The sequence below is a fragment of the Acidobacteriota bacterium genome, from assembly GCA_016195325.1.
Taxonomy (GTDB): domain Bacteria; phylum Acidobacteriota; class Polarisedimenticolia; order JACPZX01; family JACPZX01; genus JACPZX01.
Genome location: JACPZX010000030.1, coordinates 1 through 18,097, shown reverse-complemented (window position 1 = coordinate 18,097; position 18,097 = coordinate 1). Strand labels below are relative to the sequence as shown.

Annotated in this window: 13 protein-coding genes; 7 read left to right on the top strand and 6 right to left on the bottom strand. The window is 66.7% G+C overall.

Translation table 11 applies throughout. From position 1 onward, the window contains the following. Positions 1–5: 5 nt before the first annotated feature. The 7 genes from HY049_07045 (at position 6) to HY049_07015 (ending at position 7,666) form a co-directional block, all read left to right on the top strand. Positions 6–827 (top strand): isocitrate lyase/phosphoenolpyruvate mutase family protein, encoded by an 822-nt coding sequence (locus HY049_07045; protein MBI3448654.1) that lies wholly within the window; start codon positions 6–8, stop codon positions 825–827. A gap of 119 nt (positions 828–946) precedes the next feature. Then, complete coding sequence (locus HY049_07040; protein ID MBI3448653.1) at positions 947–2,329, top strand: PKD domain-containing protein; 1,383 nt, start codon at positions 947–949, stop codon at positions 2,327–2,329. A 12-nt stretch (positions 2,330–2,341) separates the two neighbouring features. After that, a complete protein-coding gene (gene crcB / locus HY049_07035; GenBank protein ID MBI3448652.1) occupies positions 2,342–2,722 on the top strand; it encodes a fluoride efflux transporter CrcB in 381 nt (126 codons plus the stop codon). A 4-nt stretch (positions 2,723–2,726) separates the two neighbouring features. Beyond that, a complete protein-coding gene (locus tag HY049_07030; GenBank protein ID MBI3448651.1) occupies positions 2,727–3,068 on the top strand; it encodes a DUF190 domain-containing protein in 342 nt (113 codons plus the stop codon). 93 nt (positions 3,069–3,161) lie between these two features. Then, on the top strand, positions 3,162–4,457 hold the full coding sequence (locus tag HY049_07025) for an alginate export family protein (protein MBI3448650.1): 1,296 nt from the start codon (positions 3,162–3,164) through the stop codon (positions 4,455–4,457). Between the two features lie 34 nt (positions 4,458–4,491). Further along, positions 4,492–5,859: a cytochrome c3 family protein gene (locus HY049_07020; GenBank protein ID MBI3448649.1), complete on the top strand. Its 1,368-nt coding sequence runs from the start codon at positions 4,492–4,494 to the stop codon at positions 5,857–5,859. Positions 5,860–5,959: 100 nt separating this feature from the next. Next, positions 5,960–7,666, top strand: coding sequence for a DUF262 domain-containing protein (locus tag HY049_07015; GenBank protein ID MBI3448648.1), 1,707 nt, complete (start codon positions 5,960–5,962; stop codon positions 7,664–7,666). A 113-nt stretch (positions 7,667–7,779) separates the two neighbouring features. Here HY049_07015 and HY049_07010 read toward each other — a convergent pair whose 3' ends face one another. The 6 genes from HY049_07010 to HY049_06985 form a co-directional block, all read right to left on the bottom strand. After that, complete coding sequence (locus HY049_07010; protein ID MBI3448647.1) at positions 7,780–9,774, bottom strand: AIPR family protein; 1,995 nt, start codon at positions 9,772–9,774, stop codon at positions 7,780–7,782. Positions 9,775–10,415: 641 nt separating this feature from the next. Continuing rightward, positions 10,416–11,594: a TIGR04053 family radical SAM/SPASM domain-containing protein gene (locus HY049_07005; protein MBI3448646.1), complete on the bottom strand. Its 1,179-nt coding sequence runs from the start codon at positions 11,592–11,594 to the stop codon at positions 10,416–10,418. A gap of 128 nt (positions 11,595–11,722) precedes the next feature. Beyond that, on the bottom strand, positions 11,723–14,203 hold the full coding sequence (locus HY049_07000; protein MBI3448645.1) for a PKD domain-containing protein: 2,481 nt from the start codon (positions 14,201–14,203) through the stop codon (positions 11,723–11,725). A 193-nt stretch (positions 14,204–14,396) separates the two neighbouring features. Then, on the bottom strand, positions 14,397–15,620 hold the full coding sequence (locus HY049_06995; GenBank protein MBI3448644.1) for a TonB family protein: 1,224 nt from the start codon (positions 15,618–15,620) through the stop codon (positions 14,397–14,399). Beyond that, complete coding sequence (locus HY049_06990; protein MBI3448643.1) at positions 15,617–17,497, bottom strand: S9 family peptidase; 1,881 nt, start codon at positions 17,495–17,497, stop codon at positions 15,617–15,619. The genes HY049_06995 and HY049_06990 overlap by 4 nt, the downstream gene beginning before the upstream one ends. Positions 17,498–17,567: 70 nt before the next feature. Then, positions 17,568–18,097 (bottom strand): hypothetical protein (locus tag HY049_06985; protein MBI3448642.1); only part of this gene is annotated, 530 nt, incomplete at its 5' end.

The following is an 18,097-nucleotide window of genomic DNA, read 5'->3' as shown; positions in this document are numbered from 1 at the left end:
CTGTGATGCGAACCCAATCGGAGAAAGCGAAGGCCTTCCAGGCGCTTCACGCGCGGGCGGGCGCGTTCATCATCCCGAACCCGTACGACGCGGGGACGGCGCGGATCCTGGCCCATCTCGGCTTCGAGGCGCTGGCGACGACGAGCGCGGGGTACGCCTTCTCGATCGGTCGGCGGGACAACACGGTGGGGCGCGATCGGATGCTGGCGCACGTGGCGGAGATCGTCGCGGCGACCGACCTCCCGGTCAGCGCGGACCTCGAGAACGGCTTCGGCGACGATCCGGGGACGGTCGCCGAGACGATCCGCCGCGCCGCCGCGGCGGGGCTCGCCGGCGGATCGATCGAGGACTCAACCGGCCGCCCGGCGGATCCGATCTACGATCTCCCGCTCGCCGTTGCGCGCATCCGCGCGGCGGCGGGCGTCGTGCGCTCGCTTCCGGTTCCATTCACCCTGACCGCGCGCGCCGAGAACTTCCTCGTAGGGCGTCCCGACTTCGGCGACACGATCCGGCGCCTCCGGGCCTACCAGGAGGCGGGGGCCGATGTCCTCTACGCGCCGGGGCTCCTGAGCCGCGACGACATCGCCGCCGTGGTCCGCGCCGTCGATCGCCCCGTGAACGTCCTGATGGGGCTCCAGGGGGCGGAGCTGAGCCTCGCGGAGCTCTCGGCGATCGGCGTGAAGCGCGTGAGCGTCGGGAGCGCCCTGTCGCGCGCCGCGCTGGGCGCCTTCATGAGAGCCGCGCGCGAGATGCTCGAGAGCGGCACCTTCACCTTCGCGCGCGAGGCGGCGAGCTTTCGGGAGATCAGCTCCCTCTTCGAACCGTAGGGCGCGGCCGCTGGAACAGCGGCTCCCTCGACCAGAACTGTTGACCCCGGCAGTGCTTGGAGGCCGGCGCTGATCTAGACTGTGGGCACCGTCCGACAGTCCCGAGGAGGAGATGACGCATGGACCATTCCCGCGCCCGGCTGATCCTTGCGGTGGGGGCCGCGCTTCTCCTGCCGTCGGCACTCCCGGCCGCGACGGTGAACGTCGCCGTCGTCAACAACCTCTTCAACCCGGCCCACCCGACGATCAACCAGGGGGACACGGTCGTCTGGACCTGGATGAACACCGGGACCACCCCCCACAGCGTGACGAGCGGGACCTGCTCGAGCGGCTTCTGCACCGCGGACTCGAAGTTCGGCTCCGCCATCCAGTCGTCGGGGACCTTTCAGAACACGTTCAACACCGCGGGGACGTTTCCCTACTTCTGCGTCGTCCACGGGCAGTCGATGACGGCGTCGGTCATCGTCACTCCGGCCCCCGCGCTGACGTGCAGCATCATGCCGGACGTCTCGGTCGGCCCGCCGCCTCTCGACGTGCACTTCACGGCCAACGTCTCGGGCGGCGTCGGCCCCTACACCTTCGCGTGGGATTTCAAGGACACGGGGACGAGCACGAGCCAGAACCCGCCGCACACGTTCGCCGATCTCGGGGAGTACGACGTGATCCTCAAGGTCACCGACGCCACCCACACGATGTCGCAGTGCGTGAGCCCCATCATCGTGACCGATCTCGTCTGCTCGGGGGTCGCCGATCCGAACTCCGGGGACGCCCCGCTGAGCGTCACCTTCACAGGCTCGGCGTCCGGCGGCGATCCGAACAGCTACGACTTCATGTGGGACTTCGGCGACGGCTCGCCGCACGCCGCGGGGCAGGTCGTGATGCACGACTACGTGACCTCGGGGGTGAAGCACGCGATGGTGATGGGCACCGACGCGCAGCTCGTCCCCTGCTCGGGGTCGATCACCGTGACCGTGACCGATCCGAACTGCCCGGCCGGCGACAACGACAACGACGGCGTCTGCGACAGCTCGGACAACTGCCCGGCGGCCTACAACCCGACGCAGGCCGATTCGGATGGCGACGGCGCGGGCGACGCGTGCGACAACTGCGCGAACCTCTACAACCCGACGCAGGCCGACTTCGACGCCGACGGTCAGGGGGACGACTGCGACATCACGATCATCACCCCCCCCGAGGGGATGCCCTTCTTCTGCACGACCATTCCCATCGTCCCGCCGACGGTGCAGTGGCTCCCGGGCGGGTACTCCAAGTTCCGGGTGACGATCGCGTGGGATCCGGCCTTCGGGAAGGGCGCGTCCGTCAACAGCGGCAGCACCCTGCTGAAGACGACCGCGTACACTCCTCCCGTGAAGAAATGGAAGAAGGCGTGCGCGAACGGCGCCGCCGGCCCGCAGGCCCTCTTCATCCAGATCTTCGGGAAGCGGAAGACGCCTCCGGTCGGCGGCGTGAGCGACGTCGTCTCGATCGACGTCTTTCCGTGAGCGCCTGACCGCGTGGTGAAGGTCCTGCTCGTCGGCGCCGGCGGGTTCCTGGGCTCGATCGCCCGGTATTGGGTGGGCGGACTCGTGCAGGACCGGACTCCAGGGCTCTTCCCCTTCGGCACCCTCGCGGTCAACGTCCTCGGCTGCTTCCTGATCGGCGCCCTCTCGGAGCTCGCAGACGCCCGGTCGCTCCTCTCGGCGGAGGCGAGGACGTTCGCCATGGTCGGCGTCCTCGGCGGCTTCACGACCTTCTCGGCGTTCGGCAACGAGACGATGAACCTCCTGCGCGAGCGCGACGGATGGCTCGCCGCCGGCAACGTCCTCCTGCACGTCGTCCTCGCGATCGGCGCCGTCTGGGTCGGCCGTGCGGTCGTGCAGCTCATCTGGAGGTGACGGGATCGTGCTGCCCCAGGAAGGATGCCTCCTCCGAATCTTCATCGGCGAGAGCGATCGCCACGAAGGGAAACCGCTCCACGAGTGGATCGTCCTGACGGCGCGCGAGCAGGGGCTCGCCGGGGCGACCGTTCTCCGGGGGATGATGGGGTACGGCGCCCACAGCCGGATGCACACCTCGAAGATCGAGCGCCTGTCTCTCGATCTCCCGATCGTCGTCGAGATCGTGGACGTGCGCGAGAAGGTCGAGGCCTTCCTCGCCCTCATCGACCCCGCCATCTCCGAGGGGCTGGCCACGCTGGAGCGCGCCGAGGTGCGCTTCTACCGGAGCGGGAAGCACTCCTGACCCGCGAGGTGATCTCCGTCATAGACGGGCGCGGACAGCCCCGATAGATTCGCCTCCGAGCCGCCATGCCGGCGCGCTCTCACGGAGGCCCGCATGCGAACCCGACTCCCGCTAAGAGCCGTTTCCGCCGTCATGATCTCCCTCGGCCTCGCCGGAATCGCCGGCGCCCGGGCCGACGAGGCGAGGAAGGACGTCACCTGGACGCTCAACGGGGAGGCGCGGTTCCGCCCCGAGTGGCGGAACAACCTCGATCTGAACCGCGCGGTCGACGACGACGTGCGCGATCAGTTCATGCGGCTCCGGCTCGGCTTCACCGTGAACATCAAGGACGACTACCGCGTCTTCGTCCAGGCCCAGGACTCGCGCGAGGCGGGGGAGGAGTCCGCCGTCCCCGCGACGGCGACGACCACGAGCGAGCGCAACCTCGATCTGCATCAGGGGTATCTCGAGATCCGGAAGGCCGGGGCGCCCGGCCTCGGCCTCACGATCGGGCGGCAGGAGTGGGCCTACGGCGAGCACCGGATGATCGGCAACTACTCCTGGAACAACGTCGGCCGCTCCTTCGACGGCGCGAAGATCCATTACGCGAAGGAGGGGTGGTTCGTCGACGGCCTCGTCGCGCGGATCTCCAATACCACCGTCGGCGCGGCCACGCACGGGAGCGACCTGTACGGCGTCGAGTACCAGGCCGCACCCCGGAAATCGGGCGAGTACGGCGGCTACTGGCTCGAGTTCGCCGACAACGTCGCCGCGGCGGGCGAGACCGGCGCCCTCGGGACGTCGCGCGTCGACGCCTTCGGCGCGCGGATGAAGGATCGCTTCGGTCCCTTCGATCTGAACGTCGAGGCGGCGATCGAGAGGGGGAGCCTCAAGGGGGACGACCTCTCGGCCTCCGCGGCGGCGGCGCAGGGCGGCGTCAACTGGGGGAGCCAGCATCACCTCAGGGTCTTCGGCGGGTACGATCTCGCCACCGGCGACAGGAACAACGCCGACGGGAAGCGCGAGGAGTTCTTCAACTTCTTCCCCACGAACCACATTCATTACGGCTACGCGGACCTCGAGGGGTGGAGGAACATCCGGAGCCCCTATGCCGGCGCGTCGTGGTCGAAGGGAAGGCACTTCGCGCAGGCGAAGGTGCACGCCTTCAGCCTCGAGAACGCCGCCGGGCCGTGGAAGGACGCCGGGGGAAACGTCCTCGGCTTCGACGCGACGGGATCGTCGGGCACGGCCGTCGGCTCGGAGACCGATCTGACGTACCGCTTCGCGCTGAAGGAGAAGGCGACGATCGAGGCGGGATACAGCCGCTTCCTCCCGGCGCATTTCGCGAAGAGCTCGCGCGGCGACGACCCGCAGGACTGGGGCTACGTTATGCTCACCGTCGGATTCTGAACCCCCCTCTCACACTCATCGACGAGAATCCACGATGTCTCGACCCCCGGCACGCTTCGCCCTCGGCCTCGCACTCGCCGCCGTCGCCCTCGCGACCCCCGCGAGAGGCGCGCAGACGGCCCCGGCGGGAGAAGCTCAGCTCGGCGAGGAGAGCCGCAAGTGCGTCGCCTGCCACGAGCAGAGGACTCCCGCCATCGCGGCGCAGTGGCGGGCGAGCCGCCACGCCAAGGAGGGGGTCGGCTGCTACGAGTGCCACATGGCGGAGGAGGGGGACAGGGACGCCTTCATGCACGAGGGCCAGCGCATCGCGACCGTCGTCTCCCCGAAGGACTGCTCGCCGTGCCACGCGAAGGAGACGGACGAGTTCGATCGCTCGCACCACTCGAAGGCGACGCAGTTCATCGGCTCCCTCGACAACGTGCTGGGCGAGGTGATCGAGGGTCCCCTCGCGGCGGCGAACGGTTGCCGCCAGTGCCACGGATCCGAGGTCGCGATAACGAAGAAGGACGCCGCAGGAAAGCCGATCCTCGACCCGATGACCTGGCCGAACACCGGCATCGGGCGCGTGAACCTCGACGGCTCTCGAGGCTCGTGCACCGCCTGCCACTCGCGCCACACGTTCAGCCGCGCGATGGCGCGCCAGCCCGAGGTCTGCGGCAAGTGCCACATGGGCCCCGACCATCCGCAGATCGAGATCTACGAGGAGAGCAAGCACGGCATCGCCTACAACACCCAGAAGGATCAGATGAACCTGGGGTCCGAGAAATGGGTCGTGGGCGAGGATTACACCGCCGCACCGACGTGCGCGACGTGCCACATGTCGGCGACGCGGACGCAGGCGGTCACGCACGACGTGGGGGCGCGCATCTCCTGGACGCTTCGCCCCGTCATCAGCAAGAAGCTCGAGAACGCCGACGCGCGGCGGGCGGCGATGAAGGACACGTGCTCGGCCTGCCACGGCCCCGACTTCGTGAACGCCTTCTACTCTTCGTACGACGGCGCCGTCGAGATCTGGAACCGGAAGTTCGGGACGCCGGCCCAGGACGTGATGAGCGCGCTCCGCGCCGCCGGGAAGCTGACGCCGACCCCCTTCGACGAGGAGGTGGAGTGGAGCTTCTACCGCCTCTGGCACCACGAGGGGAGGCGGGCGCGGATGGGGGCGTCGATGCAGGGCCCCGACTACACGCAGTGGCACGGCTTCTTCGAGGTTGCCGAGCGCTTCTACTTCGACTTCCTGCCGAAGGCCGAGGCGGCGTCGAAGGGGGACCCCGCCGTCGCCAGGGTCATCAAGGCGATCCTCGACTCACCGGAGCACGCGTGGAAGAAGGGGATGTCCCCCGAGGATCGCGCGAAGATCGACGCCTTCTACAAGGAGCGGTACGGCCTGCCGACGAGCCAGTAGGGAGCTACCGGATTCTGAATTCAGCGCCCGAGTGCGATACGATGGATACGGATCGCCTCGGAAGGGGCAGGAATGATCGTTGCGGACGCGGAGATCGGAGATGGCGAAAACGAATCTCCTGAACACGCACACTCAGAGTTTCCTAGACCTCGTGGGAAACGGCCGCGTGTACCGGGTCCCCCCCTATCAACGTGACTACGCCTGGCAGGAAGAGCAGTGGGAAGACCTCTGGAACGACATCTTGGAACTCAGGCGCGACCCGGACGGGCGGCACTACATGGGTGCCATGGTCGTCGAAGCCCAGAGCGATCGACAGTTCCAGATCATTGACGGTCAGCAGCGCCTTGCGACGCTGACGGTTCTTGCGCTGGTTGTAATCCAGAAGTTGGAATCCCTTGCCACCGCGAATCACGAGCCTTCGAAGAATCGCGACCGAGCTCAGGCGCTCCGGCACCGTTTCGTAGGTGAGAAGGATCCCGCGTCTCTCCTTGAGAGCAGCAAGCTGTCGCTAAATGCTGCGGATGATCCATTCTTTCAGGACTACATCGTTCAGCTTAGGCCGCCACGCAATCCTCGCACACTGCCCAAGTCAAGCAGACTGCTCTCCGAGTGTTTCCAGTACTTCAGCGCGCGGCTCGACGACGTCGCGGAGATCAAGACGGATGGCCTAAAGCTCGCCGAACTACTGTCAGAAGTTGTGGCCCGCCAGCTCATTTTCATCCTGATTACCGTGGACGACGAGTTGAACGCGTATACCGTGTTCGAGACCCTGAATGCCCGGGGGATAGAGCTCTCGTCGACCGATCTCCTCAAGAACTACATATTCTCTCTAGTACGCGTTGAATCAGATCGCAGCGCGCTTCAAAGACGCTGGCAGTCGATGATCGGCACGGTCGGCCAAGAGCGATTTCCGGAGTTTCTTCGATATCACCTTCAGTGCACGCACGCGCGCGTCCGGTCGCGTACAGTATTCAAGCTGATTCGTCGTGAAGTCGCAGACGACCGAGGCGTGTTTGAGCTCATCGGGAAACTCGAGGCCCGAGCCGAACTGTTTTCAGCGCTGACCGAACCAACTCATTCGTTGTGGATTGAACACCCCGACGCGAGGGCACCGATCGTTGAGCTGAACTTGTTTCGAGTCGGACAGGCCACGCCCCTGCTGTTCGCAGCATGGGAGAAACTGGACCGGCAATCGTTCGTGAAAGTTCTCGAGTTGGTGAGCGGGCTTTCCTTTCGCTACAAGGTCAGCGGCCTAAACCCGAACGCGCTCGAGCCCGTGTACCACAAGGCCGCGAAGGAGTTGCTCGAGGGTCGGGAGAGTGAACCGGCGCGCGTATTCCAACTCGTGCGGTCGGCTTATGTCGCGGACCAGAAGTTTGAGCAGGACTTTGCCCGGTTCGAGATCGACACAGACGGCCAGAGTAAGAAACTTGCAAAGTACATCTTGTCCCGCATCGAGAGTGATCGTGCAGGACACGCAATCGATCCAAGCACGGACCCCGCCACGATTGAGCACATCCTTCCCGAGAATCCCTCCGACGAGTGGGCGGGCGCATTTCCTGCAGAGCACTGGGCTGGGGCGGTATATCGCTTGGGAAACCTAACGCTCCTTGAAGCGGCGGCGAACCGGCAGGTAGGAAACGCTGCCTACGCTGAAAAGGTTTCGGAGTTCGCGCGCAGTCGGTACGTAATGACTCGAGACATTTCCTTGATGGCACCGGAGGAGTGGACGTTGGCACTCCTGGACCGACGTCAGGCAGATTTTGCCCGCCGCGCGGTCCACCTCTGGAGATCGAGGTACGTGTGATCTGTAAACTTCGGGGGCGTTGGGGGAGATCAGGCGGGAGTGCCCGGTACCCCCGACGCCCGCTCGGATGGTCACAAGACTGGCTGGATCTGCTCCACCACACGCGCCTTGATCTACGACACGTGTTGTTCTGCAAACAGATCACTAAGTCTTGAGATCTCGATTTTCCGGTCGGATGCCCCCTCCAGTCGACTGGAGTGCCTGAACGCTGGTTCACCAATTCTCGTGCACACTTGATCGACTTCCTCACTCAAGCGACTAATCCATTCGGGTTGAAGGAGTACCTGATGGCGGTACCCCATGTTACGGATCTGACTTTCATACCTAGTCCAGAGAAGCGAGCAGGCATAGTGGAGTATTCGCCCGAGTGCCGTGAGCGGCCCGTCGGAAAGGGAACCGCGACGGAAATCACCTGCGATGTCGATCGACTTTCCCGCAAACAAGTCCGCGAACTGCGGCAGCCGCAGCGCTCGATGGCAGGTCTCGTCGTCTAGGTCGCCGAACACCCTTTGAAGCACGCGCATGCTTTCATACATAAGTACAAGGCAGGCAGACTTGGCAACCTGTTCAACCCAGTAACAACTTCCGGGGTTGTTTAGAATTCTATCCCAGTCTTCCGTCGGGACATCGTCCCAACTCTTCCCTTTGAGCCATCGCTTGAACTGCGGATTGCGCTCAGCCTCCTCCTCGTACGCCATCACAAGTTGGCGTGATTCGGGAAACGTGTACTCCTTCCAATAAGCCCAACAGACATATGCCAGAAGCCATGCATGGCCGGACGTCTGGCCGGCCTCGAAGATCTCACCGAAACGAGGGCCCTCCCACTCAGCAGGTCGCCGCGAGAGTTCCTCCCACTTCCCCGGTTTCACCCGCGATCCGAACGTCGTCTGAAAGTGCGATTTCGCGAACAGCTTGGACGGCCTAGCGTCAAAACCAAACCCCCAGAATGCCAAGAGCGACACCCCGAGGTCGGTGTTGTCGACTCTGCGGTACCGTTTGCCGTCCACATGGAAATCCTTGATGGTATGGCCGCCGGTCTTCGATTGAAGAAGTGATTTGTGTGGCGAGACCGCCTCCCATTCCTTGTCCTTCGTAACTGCGAACCATGCGGGCGAAAGCGCGGCCAGCTTCATCCGGAGATTGCGCGACTCGATATGAGCCGAGTGCATCGTGCGATCGGACAACTTGTTCTGTGTATTGCTCGCGATCGCAATCTGGTCAGCTTGGGTTGATGCACCTCCAGAGACGCAGACAATGCGAGCGCTCAGTCGAAGGTCGGACTTCAAGTCATCGAGTAGACGCCGTTGCTCAGGCGACTTCTGCTCCAGCGGGATCCCTTCCAAGTCGTCAATCACCGTAGCGATGCTGTGGAGTGTCTGTCCGCCATTTACTACTTGGGGTGCGGACAGACGAATCGTGTCTTCGCGCACTCGACAGGCGTTGCACGTTAGAACGATTCCGTTGTTGCGCTCGTGGAATCGCTTTACCGAGCCTGGATGCTTCAGGGCGTTCTCCAGGATTCGGTTCACATCGGTGGCACCGAGTGCGTACCGGAGATTCGCGTCGAGCAGTCCCGCCCCCCATCGACGGTATGCCGCGACAAGTTCGAACCCGGAGACGAAGCAGAGGAAGGGACCGCGTTCTGCATGATTTTGGGCGACCTTTCCGCCGAATGTGTGGAGATCCAGGTGCTCGGGACTCTGGTCAGTAGGCCGACGTCGCTGGTAGTCAACGAATAGGTCGAAGACATCCTTGACGTCATGGACCGTCCATTTCTCGTATTCGCCGGACCAGCCATCGCGGGCCTCGGCGGCCAATTCGACCAGTTCGCGCCGAGCGTCCGGATGTGCCTCTTTGAGGGAGAGCGGCTGGATCTCGATGCGGACGCGGATTGGTGGAGGGTTTGCGTCTAGACCCGATTCTCGCGCCTCTTGAACTTGTCTAAGGACAAGCTCGGCAGTCGCGTTCAGATCTCGAAGGCGCTTGCGTTCGCCCGTGATCTCGTAACGGACTCTGCGAACATCGTCGGCGAATTTCTCCCGCGACTTGACGAGACGCCCCTCGACGATGCTCGGGAGCTGGGGTCGGCACACTTGGAAAATCGTCACCGTGAACGAACTCTCGTCCGAAGCGATGGAGGCGATGTCTATGCCGCCGTCCCCAGTACCGTCCACGAAAAACAGCGACTGGGGATCATCGTCAATGTAGTGGAGGGCGAGCCAGACGAGGACGCCCTTGTTTACCTCGTCGGTATGGGGCGCTGCGATGTCGTTCTGGCGGCACTCCTCTATACCCTGTGCGACGTGGCGGCTGAGCCATTCCGAAACTTCCGTTCGTGATGGAGGCTGCTTGTCGTGCTTAGAATCCTTTCGAGGACCGTGGTCAAGGAATCCTAGCGTGCTAGATCAAGATCGTGAAGGCGCGCCACCGGGAGATCGTTCCAGTAGCGTCGTAGTTGCGGATCCGAGATTCCCGCATGTTTCCGCTAGGTTGTCAGTCCTCAACGAGAGCGCGCCTGTTCAAAGCGGTGTCAGTGAATCATTGTCCTGAACCGTCGCGGCGAGAGCGTACCGGGGAGTGGGCTAGGGATCAACTCGGGAGAGGAACGGCCGAGCGCCGGCACGACGGCTGAAGCACGCCCCGCACTAACCGCGTAACGGTTGGACTCTGGAGGCAGCGACAAACAGGTCGCACCCACGGGCGTCGGTGCGTTTGATCGTGTCTCGCTCGTTCTGGGATCCGACTTCCCTCACCGCCTCCCGATCCGCGTCACCACCTCCGGCGCGGGCACGTATCCCGCCGGCTTGTAGGCGCACCAGGGATCGCTCGCGAGGTGGTTGCCGACGAGGGCGAGGGCGCGCGACCGTGATCCGCCGCAGATCCGGTTGAACTCGCAGACGCCGCAGACCCCGAGGAACTTCGAGGGCTCGCGCAGCTCGCGGAAGACGGACGAGTCGCGGTAGAGCCACGCGAGGCTCTTCTCCCTCAAACTCCCCGCCGAGATCGGCAGGAAGCCGCTCGGGAAGACCTCGCCGGTGTGCGACACGAAGAGAAAGCCGTTCCCCGAGTTCACTCCCTGCGCGGCGAGGCCGATCGTGTGCCCCGGCCCCTCGGTGCGGATGAGCTGTTTCGGCAGCTCGTTCACGGGGCCGTGAGTGGTCGGCGGACCGCCGTTGCCGCGCGATCCTGCTTCCGTCTCCTCGCGCTCTCTCTGCGAGACGTAGCGGCGGTAGTGCGGAGCCTCGGTGATCTTCACGAGGAAGGTCGACTTCTTCTGCACCTGGTAGAGGATCTCGAAGATCTTCTCGCACTGATCGGCCGTGAGACCGCCGAGGTTCGTGCCGCGCCCCATCGGGACGAGGAAGAAGACCTCCCAGAAGACGATGCCTGCCTTCTGGACCAGCGCCGCCATCTCCTCGAGGTACGGCGCCGACTCGGCGGTGAGGGTCGTGTTGATCTGCAGCGGGAGCTTCTGCGCGTGCGCCCACTCGATCGCCTTCATCGTCTTCGCGAAGGCGCCCGGGACGCCGCGGAATCTGTCGTGCAGCTCCTCGCGCGGGTAATCGAGGCTCAGGGCCATCTGGCTGAGGCCCGCCTCCTTGAGCTTCCGGACGACCTCCTCGGTGAGAAGGGGGGTCGCCGCCGGGATCGTCGCCATCCGCAATCCGAGATCGGCGCCGAAGCGGACGAGGTGGCAGAGGTCGTGGCGCTTGAGGGGGTCGCCGCCGCTCAGGATGAAGATCGGCGTGCCGAGCTCCGAGGTCTGCTTCAGCAGATCCTCCGCCTCGGCGGTCGTCAGCTCTCCCGGGTGGTGCTCCGGCTGAGCCGAGGCCCGGCAGTGGTGGCAGGCGAGGTCACAGGCCTGGGTCGTCTCCCAGATAATAAGGAAGGGGCTCTTCGCGTAGTCGAGCTGCGGCATTTTCCTCATCGCGGGCTCCATGAGGCGGGGATTGGCGCTCCCCGTTGCGCCGGCGCCGCGAAGCCGTTGATTCGGCGTGGGTCATTGGGCTTTCGGCACCGCCGCCCCTGAGAACTGCAACGGATATGCCGCTCACGTCACGGAATCGTCCGCCACGCGTTCGTCGTCACGTTGTACATGATGACGCTCTGCTTCGCGTCGTCGGGATTGATGAACCGGATCATCACCTCGGTGCCGGCCGGGAAGAGGGCGCGAAGGGCCGATCCTCCCCTCAGCGTGAGCTTCGTCGTGCCGCGCTGCACGACCCCCGGGAACGGCGAGCCGTGGATCTCGACCTGCAGACCGGGATGGAAGTTACTCCCGATGACGACGATCCGGAAGGGGCCCGAGAGCTTCCGGATGGACGTCACGTTCGGCGGCAGCCCTTCGATCCGGATCGCGCCGCTCCGGGCGCAGGTGAGGCCGGCGACCGAGACGGAAAGAGCCCAGTCGAAGATCCCGGACGTCGCGTAGACGTGGCTCATCGAGGCTGCGGCGCCGGTCGATCCGTCGCCGAAGGTCCACGCGAACGCCGCCGAACCGGCGCACCCCGACGGGGCGGCGAAGGCCTGGAAGGGGACGGGCGTCCCCTCGTGCGCGATCGTCGGGACCGAGGCGGAGCAGTCGAGCGCGCAGTTGTTCGTCGAGACGGCGATCGAGGCGGAGCCGAGGTTCCCGTCCGTCTGGCCGTCCCACGCGGCGAAGGTGAAGGCGTCGGCGCCGCTGAACCCCGCCTCCGACACGTACGAGGCGGTGGCGCCGGCGAGGGCGACGGTGCCGTGGGCCGGCTGGCTGACGACGCGAAGCGTCAGGGGGTCGCCGTCCGCGTCGGTCGCGTGGAGCGGGATCGGGACGGCCACCCGGGAGATCGTGGAGGCGGCGGCGTTCTGGACCCGCGGCGGGTGGTTGGGGTTCCGGCTGTCGCTCTTCGGCCCTCGATGGCAGGCGTAGCAGCCGACCTCGAACCCGCGCCAGAAGCTCTTCGTGGATCCGAAGGCGGTCACGGTGCGATCGGCGCGCGCGTACGAGAGGACGGTTCCCCTGAAGTCGAGGCCGTGGCAGGCCTGGCAGCCGGCGGTGCCCGACTGCTCGACGACGTCCGAGTGCTTCGCGAACCAGCTCTGGCCGACCGGGTGCATGCCGTGCGGCCCGCCCGTGACGGTCGCGGGGGTCGTCGCGTGGCAGGCGCCGCACTCCGCGAGAGGCCCTATCGCCCCCTGAATGCGGGCGCTCTGGACGTTGTCGTTGGCGTGCGAGGAGGGGAACTCCGCGTGCGTCGATCCGTGGCACGCCTCGCACGCGAGGCCGCCGTGGCCCGTGGAGAATCTGAACAGAGAAAGGCCGGGGGCCGGGGCGTCGGGGGTCGTCGCGAAGGTGCGGTCGATGGCGGCGCGCGGCCGGCCGCTCGACTCGAAGGCCGACGTGTAGCGGATCTGCCCGTTGTTGTGCGTCTCCGTCCCGGTGTGGCAGCTCTGGCAGTCGGGCTCGTCGAGCCACCCCTGCCGCGCGGGGTCGCCGACCGCAGCCATCGAGCCGTGGCAGCTCTGGCACTGCATCTTCATCGTCCCGTCGGCCGCGACCGCGCTCCCCATCGCTCCGCGGAGGCAGCGCGTCGTCGAGCCGGGATGGCACCGGTAGCAGGCGCCCCGGTTCGCGCTCGCGTCGAGCGTGAGGCCGGTGGCGGGATCGACGACCGGCGCGTGGAGGGCGTGCATCGAGTTGGTCAACGCCGGAATTCCGGCGAGGCCGGTTCCCGGCAGGGCGTTCGAGGCGTGGCAGCGCGCGCAGAGGATCGGCTTGCCGCCCGAGGTGGCGGTCGCGTAGAGCCCCGTCTCGTCGTAGCCGGCGTCGATCAGCGCCTGCCGGTAGGCGGCGCCGGCCCCCTTCCCCTGATCGTGCCTGAGGAGGATGTTCAGCCTGAAGTCGATCGTCGGATCGGGGTCGTTGATCCACCCCGTCAGCGGCGCGGCGGCGGCGTTCGACCCCGAGGCGTGGCAGGCGGTGCAGGTCATCTCGTCGGAGACGGGGAGGACGATGTCGGTCGTGGCGAGGACGGCCCCCGCCGAGTCCCGCGCCGTGAGGCGCATCATCGGGTACGGGTTGTGCGCGCCCGCGTCGTCGCGCGGCGTGATCGGGATCCCCTCGGCGATGAACCACCCGAACGCGGGATCGAAGGCCATCGGCCTGGGCGTGTTGGCCGGGCCGGGCATCGCGCGCCCCGCGAGCCCCATGTCCGGGGCCGGGGAGGCGCCGAAGAGGTCGAGAACGTGCGTCCAGAAGTTGGTCTTCCCGACGGAGGTCGTGTTGATCGACCCCGACGTGTCGGCGACCGCCTCGTACTGGACGGTCACGCCGGCGGCCGGCGTCAGGAGCACTCCCTGCGGATCGACGAGCTGCGCGTGGATCGTGTTGTACGGAGGGAGGAGCGAGAAGACGGAGTAGTCCGCGTCCATGCAGTGCATGCCGAGGTTGTTCCACCCCACGAGGGTGTAGCCGCCCGGCGCGGCTGCGGCCGCCGGCGTCGTCGTGAGCAGGAGAAGCACGAAGGTGGCGGTGCTGAAAAGGAGGAGCTTTTTCATGATCGCCTCGCGAGCACTGGGTGGGCGCGCGATGGCGCGGGTCGTCGCGAGCGAGGGTGTGCGAAACCTCGACGGATACAGCGCTGCAAGAGGGACGCCACCCGCGCGGGGGGGCGGACTCCGTGGCGGATCGCAACGGCTGCGCGCTCTGGCCCGGAGACCTCGCGCGGCCGCCGGACGGCGCGCCGCGCCGCTACTTCTCCGCTTCGACGAAGCGCGCCGCGACGTCCAGGTAGACGGCGGCCGGATCGGCGTCGCGGGCGGGACCCCACTTCCGCGTGGCCGGGGCGAAGAGCATCTTCCTCGCCGTCTCGACGGCCGCGGCATCGAGGGCGTCGTCGCCCGACCCCGACTGGAGCGCCGCCTCGGTCACCGCGCCGCTCTCGTCGATCGTGAGGCGGAGCTTCGCCGCCTTCCCCGGCGCCTTCTTCCCGGCCCGGAGATCGACGCGCACCGACGGGACGGGCGCGCTCGTCGCCGAAGCGATCTCCATCGGCGAGCCGGGGCCGGTGGGGGGCCCCATCTCGGTGCCGTCGCTCTCGATCTCGAAGCGGACCTTCTGCCGCTTGCCGTCGTACCCCGCGGGGGTGAACTTCCACTTGAGGACGCTCCTGCGGATATCCGCGGCGTGGGGCGTGTCGAGGGCGACGAACCTCACGTCGAGGACGCTCCCGTCGATGTCGACGACGACGTCGAGGCGCGGGCGCGCCTCCTCAACGTAGTCGAAGGTCAGGTCGGTCTGATCGGATCGCACGGTCGGCGCCTTCCAGAGGACGTTCTTCGGATCGTAGGGCTTCGGCTTGGTCGGGCCGGTGACCGTCTCTCCCGAGGCGGCCGCCTCGAGCGAGACGAGCCTCGCCGGCGCCTCGCGCGTCTCGAGGCGCACCGTGACCTGGATCGCCTCGAGCGGGTTGTCGCGCAGATCGCGGGGCGCTTCGGCGATCCGCCGCGCGACTTCCAGCCCCGAGATCACCTCGCCGAAGATCGTGTAGCGGCCGTCGAGCCGGGGGATGTTCTCGAGGGCGATGAAGAACTGGCACGATCCCGAGTCGGGATCGGCGTCGCGCGCCATGCCGACGGTGCCGGGGCGGTAGTGCAGCGTCTGGCTGAACTCGGCCTTGAGGCGACGGTCCCCCTCCCCCTCGCCGTCGTCCAGGCGATCGTCGTTCTTCGAGTTGGGATCCCCTCCCTGCACGACGAAGTGGGGGATGACGCGGTGAAAGGTCGTCCCGTCGTAGAAGCCGCGGCGGATCAGCTCCTTCACGTACGCGGTGTGGCCCGGGGCGTCCTTCTCGAAGAAGCGCCAGACGATCTCGCCGAAGGAAGTCTTCACGACGGCGACCTCCTCGGTCGCGGCGCCGGCGAGGGTCGGGGCGACGAGCGCGAGAAACGCAACGAGGAGGGCGCGGCGGATCATCGCGCCACCGCCAGGTGCTTCTCGAGGAACTCGCCGGTCGCGCGCAGCGCCGTGATCCGGTTCGCGAGCTTCGTCCAGCCGTGTCCCTCATCGGGGAAGAGGATGTAGTCGACGGTTCCATTGCGGGCCTTGATCGCCGCGACGATCTGCTCCGCCTCCGCCTGCGGGACGCGGGGGTCGTTCGCCCCCTGGAGGACGAGGAGCGGAGCGCGGATCCGATCCACTTTCCGGATCGGCGAGATCGAGTCGAGGAACTCCGCGTCCTTCACCGGGTCGCCGTACTCCGAGGCCCTCAGGCTCACGCGGTACGAGGCGGTCTTCCCGAAAAAGGTCCGGAAGTCCGCGATGCCGAACGAGTCCACGGCGGCCGCCCAGAGTTCGGGGTAGAGCGTGATCGCCGCGAGCGTCATGTACCCGCCGTACGACCCCCCGAGGACGGCGAGCCTCTTCGGGTCGATCGACCCCGAGGCCTTCAGCCAGTCGACGCCCGCCGCGAGATCCTTCACCGAGTCCTCGCGCTTCCTCACGTCGTCGAGATGCGTGAAGGTCTTGCCGTACCCCGTGGAGCCGCGGACGTTGGGCGCCCAGACGGCGAAGCCGCGGCTCAGGTAGAACTGGATCGTGGGGGAGAAGTCGGCGGTCGTCTGCCCCTCGGGCCCGCCGTGCGGCGCGACGATGCAGGGGACCGCGCCGGCCGCGCCGCCGGGCAGGTAGAGCCACGAGGGGATCTCGAGGCCGTCGAAGCTCTTGTACCGGACCAGCTTTGGCTCGACGAACGACGCGCGCGGGATGCCGGCGGTCGAAGAGCGCGTGACCTGCGAGACCGACCCGCCCGCGAGATCCACGAGCCACACGTCGCCGTTGCGCGCCGGGCCGCTCGAGGTGAGGGCGAGGAGGTGGCCGTCGCCAGAGAAGCGCATCGCGCCGATCTGCCCTTCAGGGATTCTCGGCGCGGTCTTGTCCCTTCCCGTCGCCGTGTCGAGAAGGCTCAGCGAGTCGCGGCCGTCCTCGTTCGTGACGAGGGCGAGCGTCTTCCCGTCGAGGGAGAGGAGCGCGCCGTTCACGTCCCACTTCGGCTCGCGGACCCAGGTGATCTTCTTCGTCGCGAGATCGAGGCGGCCGAGGGCGGTGAACTCGCGCCCCGCGTCCGAGAGGATCCAGACGCCCTGGTCGTCGGCCGTGAAGCCGAGCGGACGGAAGGAGGCGACCCCGTCGTGCGGCGTCAGAAGGGGCGCGTCCTTCGCGGGTCCCGGCGCGGCGAGATCGACGAGGAGCAGATCGTTGTCGAGGCTTCCGTTCTGCCGCGACACGATCATCTTCCGGCCGTCGGTCGAGAAGGGCCCCGCCTGCACGTAGGCGTTCTGCTCGGTCACGCGCCGCGCCTTCCACGTGCCGCTCTCCATGACGTAGACGTCGAAGAATTTCCTGTCGCGCTCGTTCGACGCGTACGACAGGAGCCGGCCGTCGCGCGACCAGCCACCGTAGTCGTGCCGGACCGCGGGGTTCGACGTGAGAGCGAGGCGCTGGGACCCGTCGGGCGTGACGATCTGGATCTGGTAGTTCTCGTCCCCCCCGGTGTCCTTCGAGAAGGCGATGAAGTCCCCCTTCGGCGACCAGGCGACCGAGGCGACGCGATCGGAGAAAAAGGTGATCTGCTCGGGCCACCCTCCGGATGCGGGAACCGTCCAGACCTGGTTCGAGCCCGTGACGTTGGTCAGGAAGGCGACCGTCTTTCCGTCGGGGGAGAGGCCGGCGGCCGAGGCCCCCCGGATGTTCAGGTACGCCTCGACGTCGTACGTCGCGGCGGCGACGGGGACCGCGGCGACGAGGGCGATGACGATCGGGAGGATGGAAAGCAGGGAGCGACCTCGCGTCATGAACGTGTCCCCCATGGGTCGGTTCGGAAGGCGACAGTCTGTCCGGAACCGCCCCGCGGCGTCAACGGCCTCACTCGAGAAAGATCGCGGCCCCGGGCCACCTCGTCGTGAGCGCGTCGCGGACGGCGTTGCGTCTCGCCTCGGGAAGCGCGAAGTAGGCGAGCCACGCGAGGCCCGCGAGCATGATGACGACGCCGGCGGCGTGCGTCAGCGACGAGATGCGCGCGACCGACGTCTCCGAGAGCAGGCCGAAGCGGTAGAAGAGCTCGTTCCAGTCGTGGTGGCCGCCGCCGACGAGCGGGAGCTCGAGGTCGCGCGCGTCGGCCATGTAGCGCGCGATGTAGATGAAGTTCTCGCCGAACCACCAGAGGCAGAACGCCGCGCCGGGGAGGCGGCGATCGCGGAAGAAGAAGTTCACCCCGAGGAGCGCGGGAACGATCAGCTCGAGGAGCGTCCCCCCGAGGATGTGGAGCGTCGAGCCGAAGGGGGAGAAGAAGATGTGCCCCGCCTCGTGGAAGGGGAGGTTCACGTAGTCGATGAACGACCAGTCGGCGAGGTGCAAGGCGCGCGTGACCGTCGTCCAGCCGAGAGCCGCGAGGA

What these genes read in the sequence shown, in the direction of transcription:
- HY049_06990 (MBI3448643.1), bottom strand. Translation starts at nt 17,497, where the DNA reads ATGACGCGAGGTCGCTCCCTGCTTTCCATCCTCCCGATCGTCATCGCC.
- HY049_06995 (MBI3448644.1), bottom strand. Translation starts at nt 15,620, where the DNA reads ATGATCCGCCGCGCCCTCCTCGTTGCGTTTCTCGCGCTCGTCGCCCCG.
- HY049_07045 (MBI3448654.1), top strand. Translation starts at nt 6, where the DNA reads ATGCGAACCCAATCGGAGAAAGCGAAGGCCTTCCAGGCGCTTCACGCG.
- HY049_07025 (MBI3448650.1), top strand. Translation starts at nt 3,162, where the DNA reads ATGCGAACCCGACTCCCGCTAAGAGCCGTTTCCGCCGTCATGATCTCC.
- HY049_07005 (MBI3448646.1), bottom strand. Translation starts at nt 11,594, where the DNA reads ATGAGGAAAATGCCGCAGCTCGACTACGCGAAGAGCCCCTTCCTTATT.
- HY049_07015 (MBI3448648.1), top strand. Translation starts at nt 5,960, where the DNA reads ATGGCGAAAACGAATCTCCTGAACACGCACACTCAGAGTTTCCTAGAC.
- HY049_07000 (MBI3448645.1), bottom strand. Translation starts at nt 14,203, where the DNA reads ATGAAAAAGCTCCTCCTTTTCAGCACCGCCACCTTCGTGCTTCTCCTG.
- HY049_07040 (MBI3448653.1), top strand. Translation starts at nt 947, where the DNA reads ATGGACCATTCCCGCGCCCGGCTGATCCTTGCGGTGGGGGCCGCGCTT.
- HY049_07020 (MBI3448649.1), top strand. Translation starts at nt 4,492, where the DNA reads ATGTCTCGACCCCCGGCACGCTTCGCCCTCGGCCTCGCACTCGCCGCC.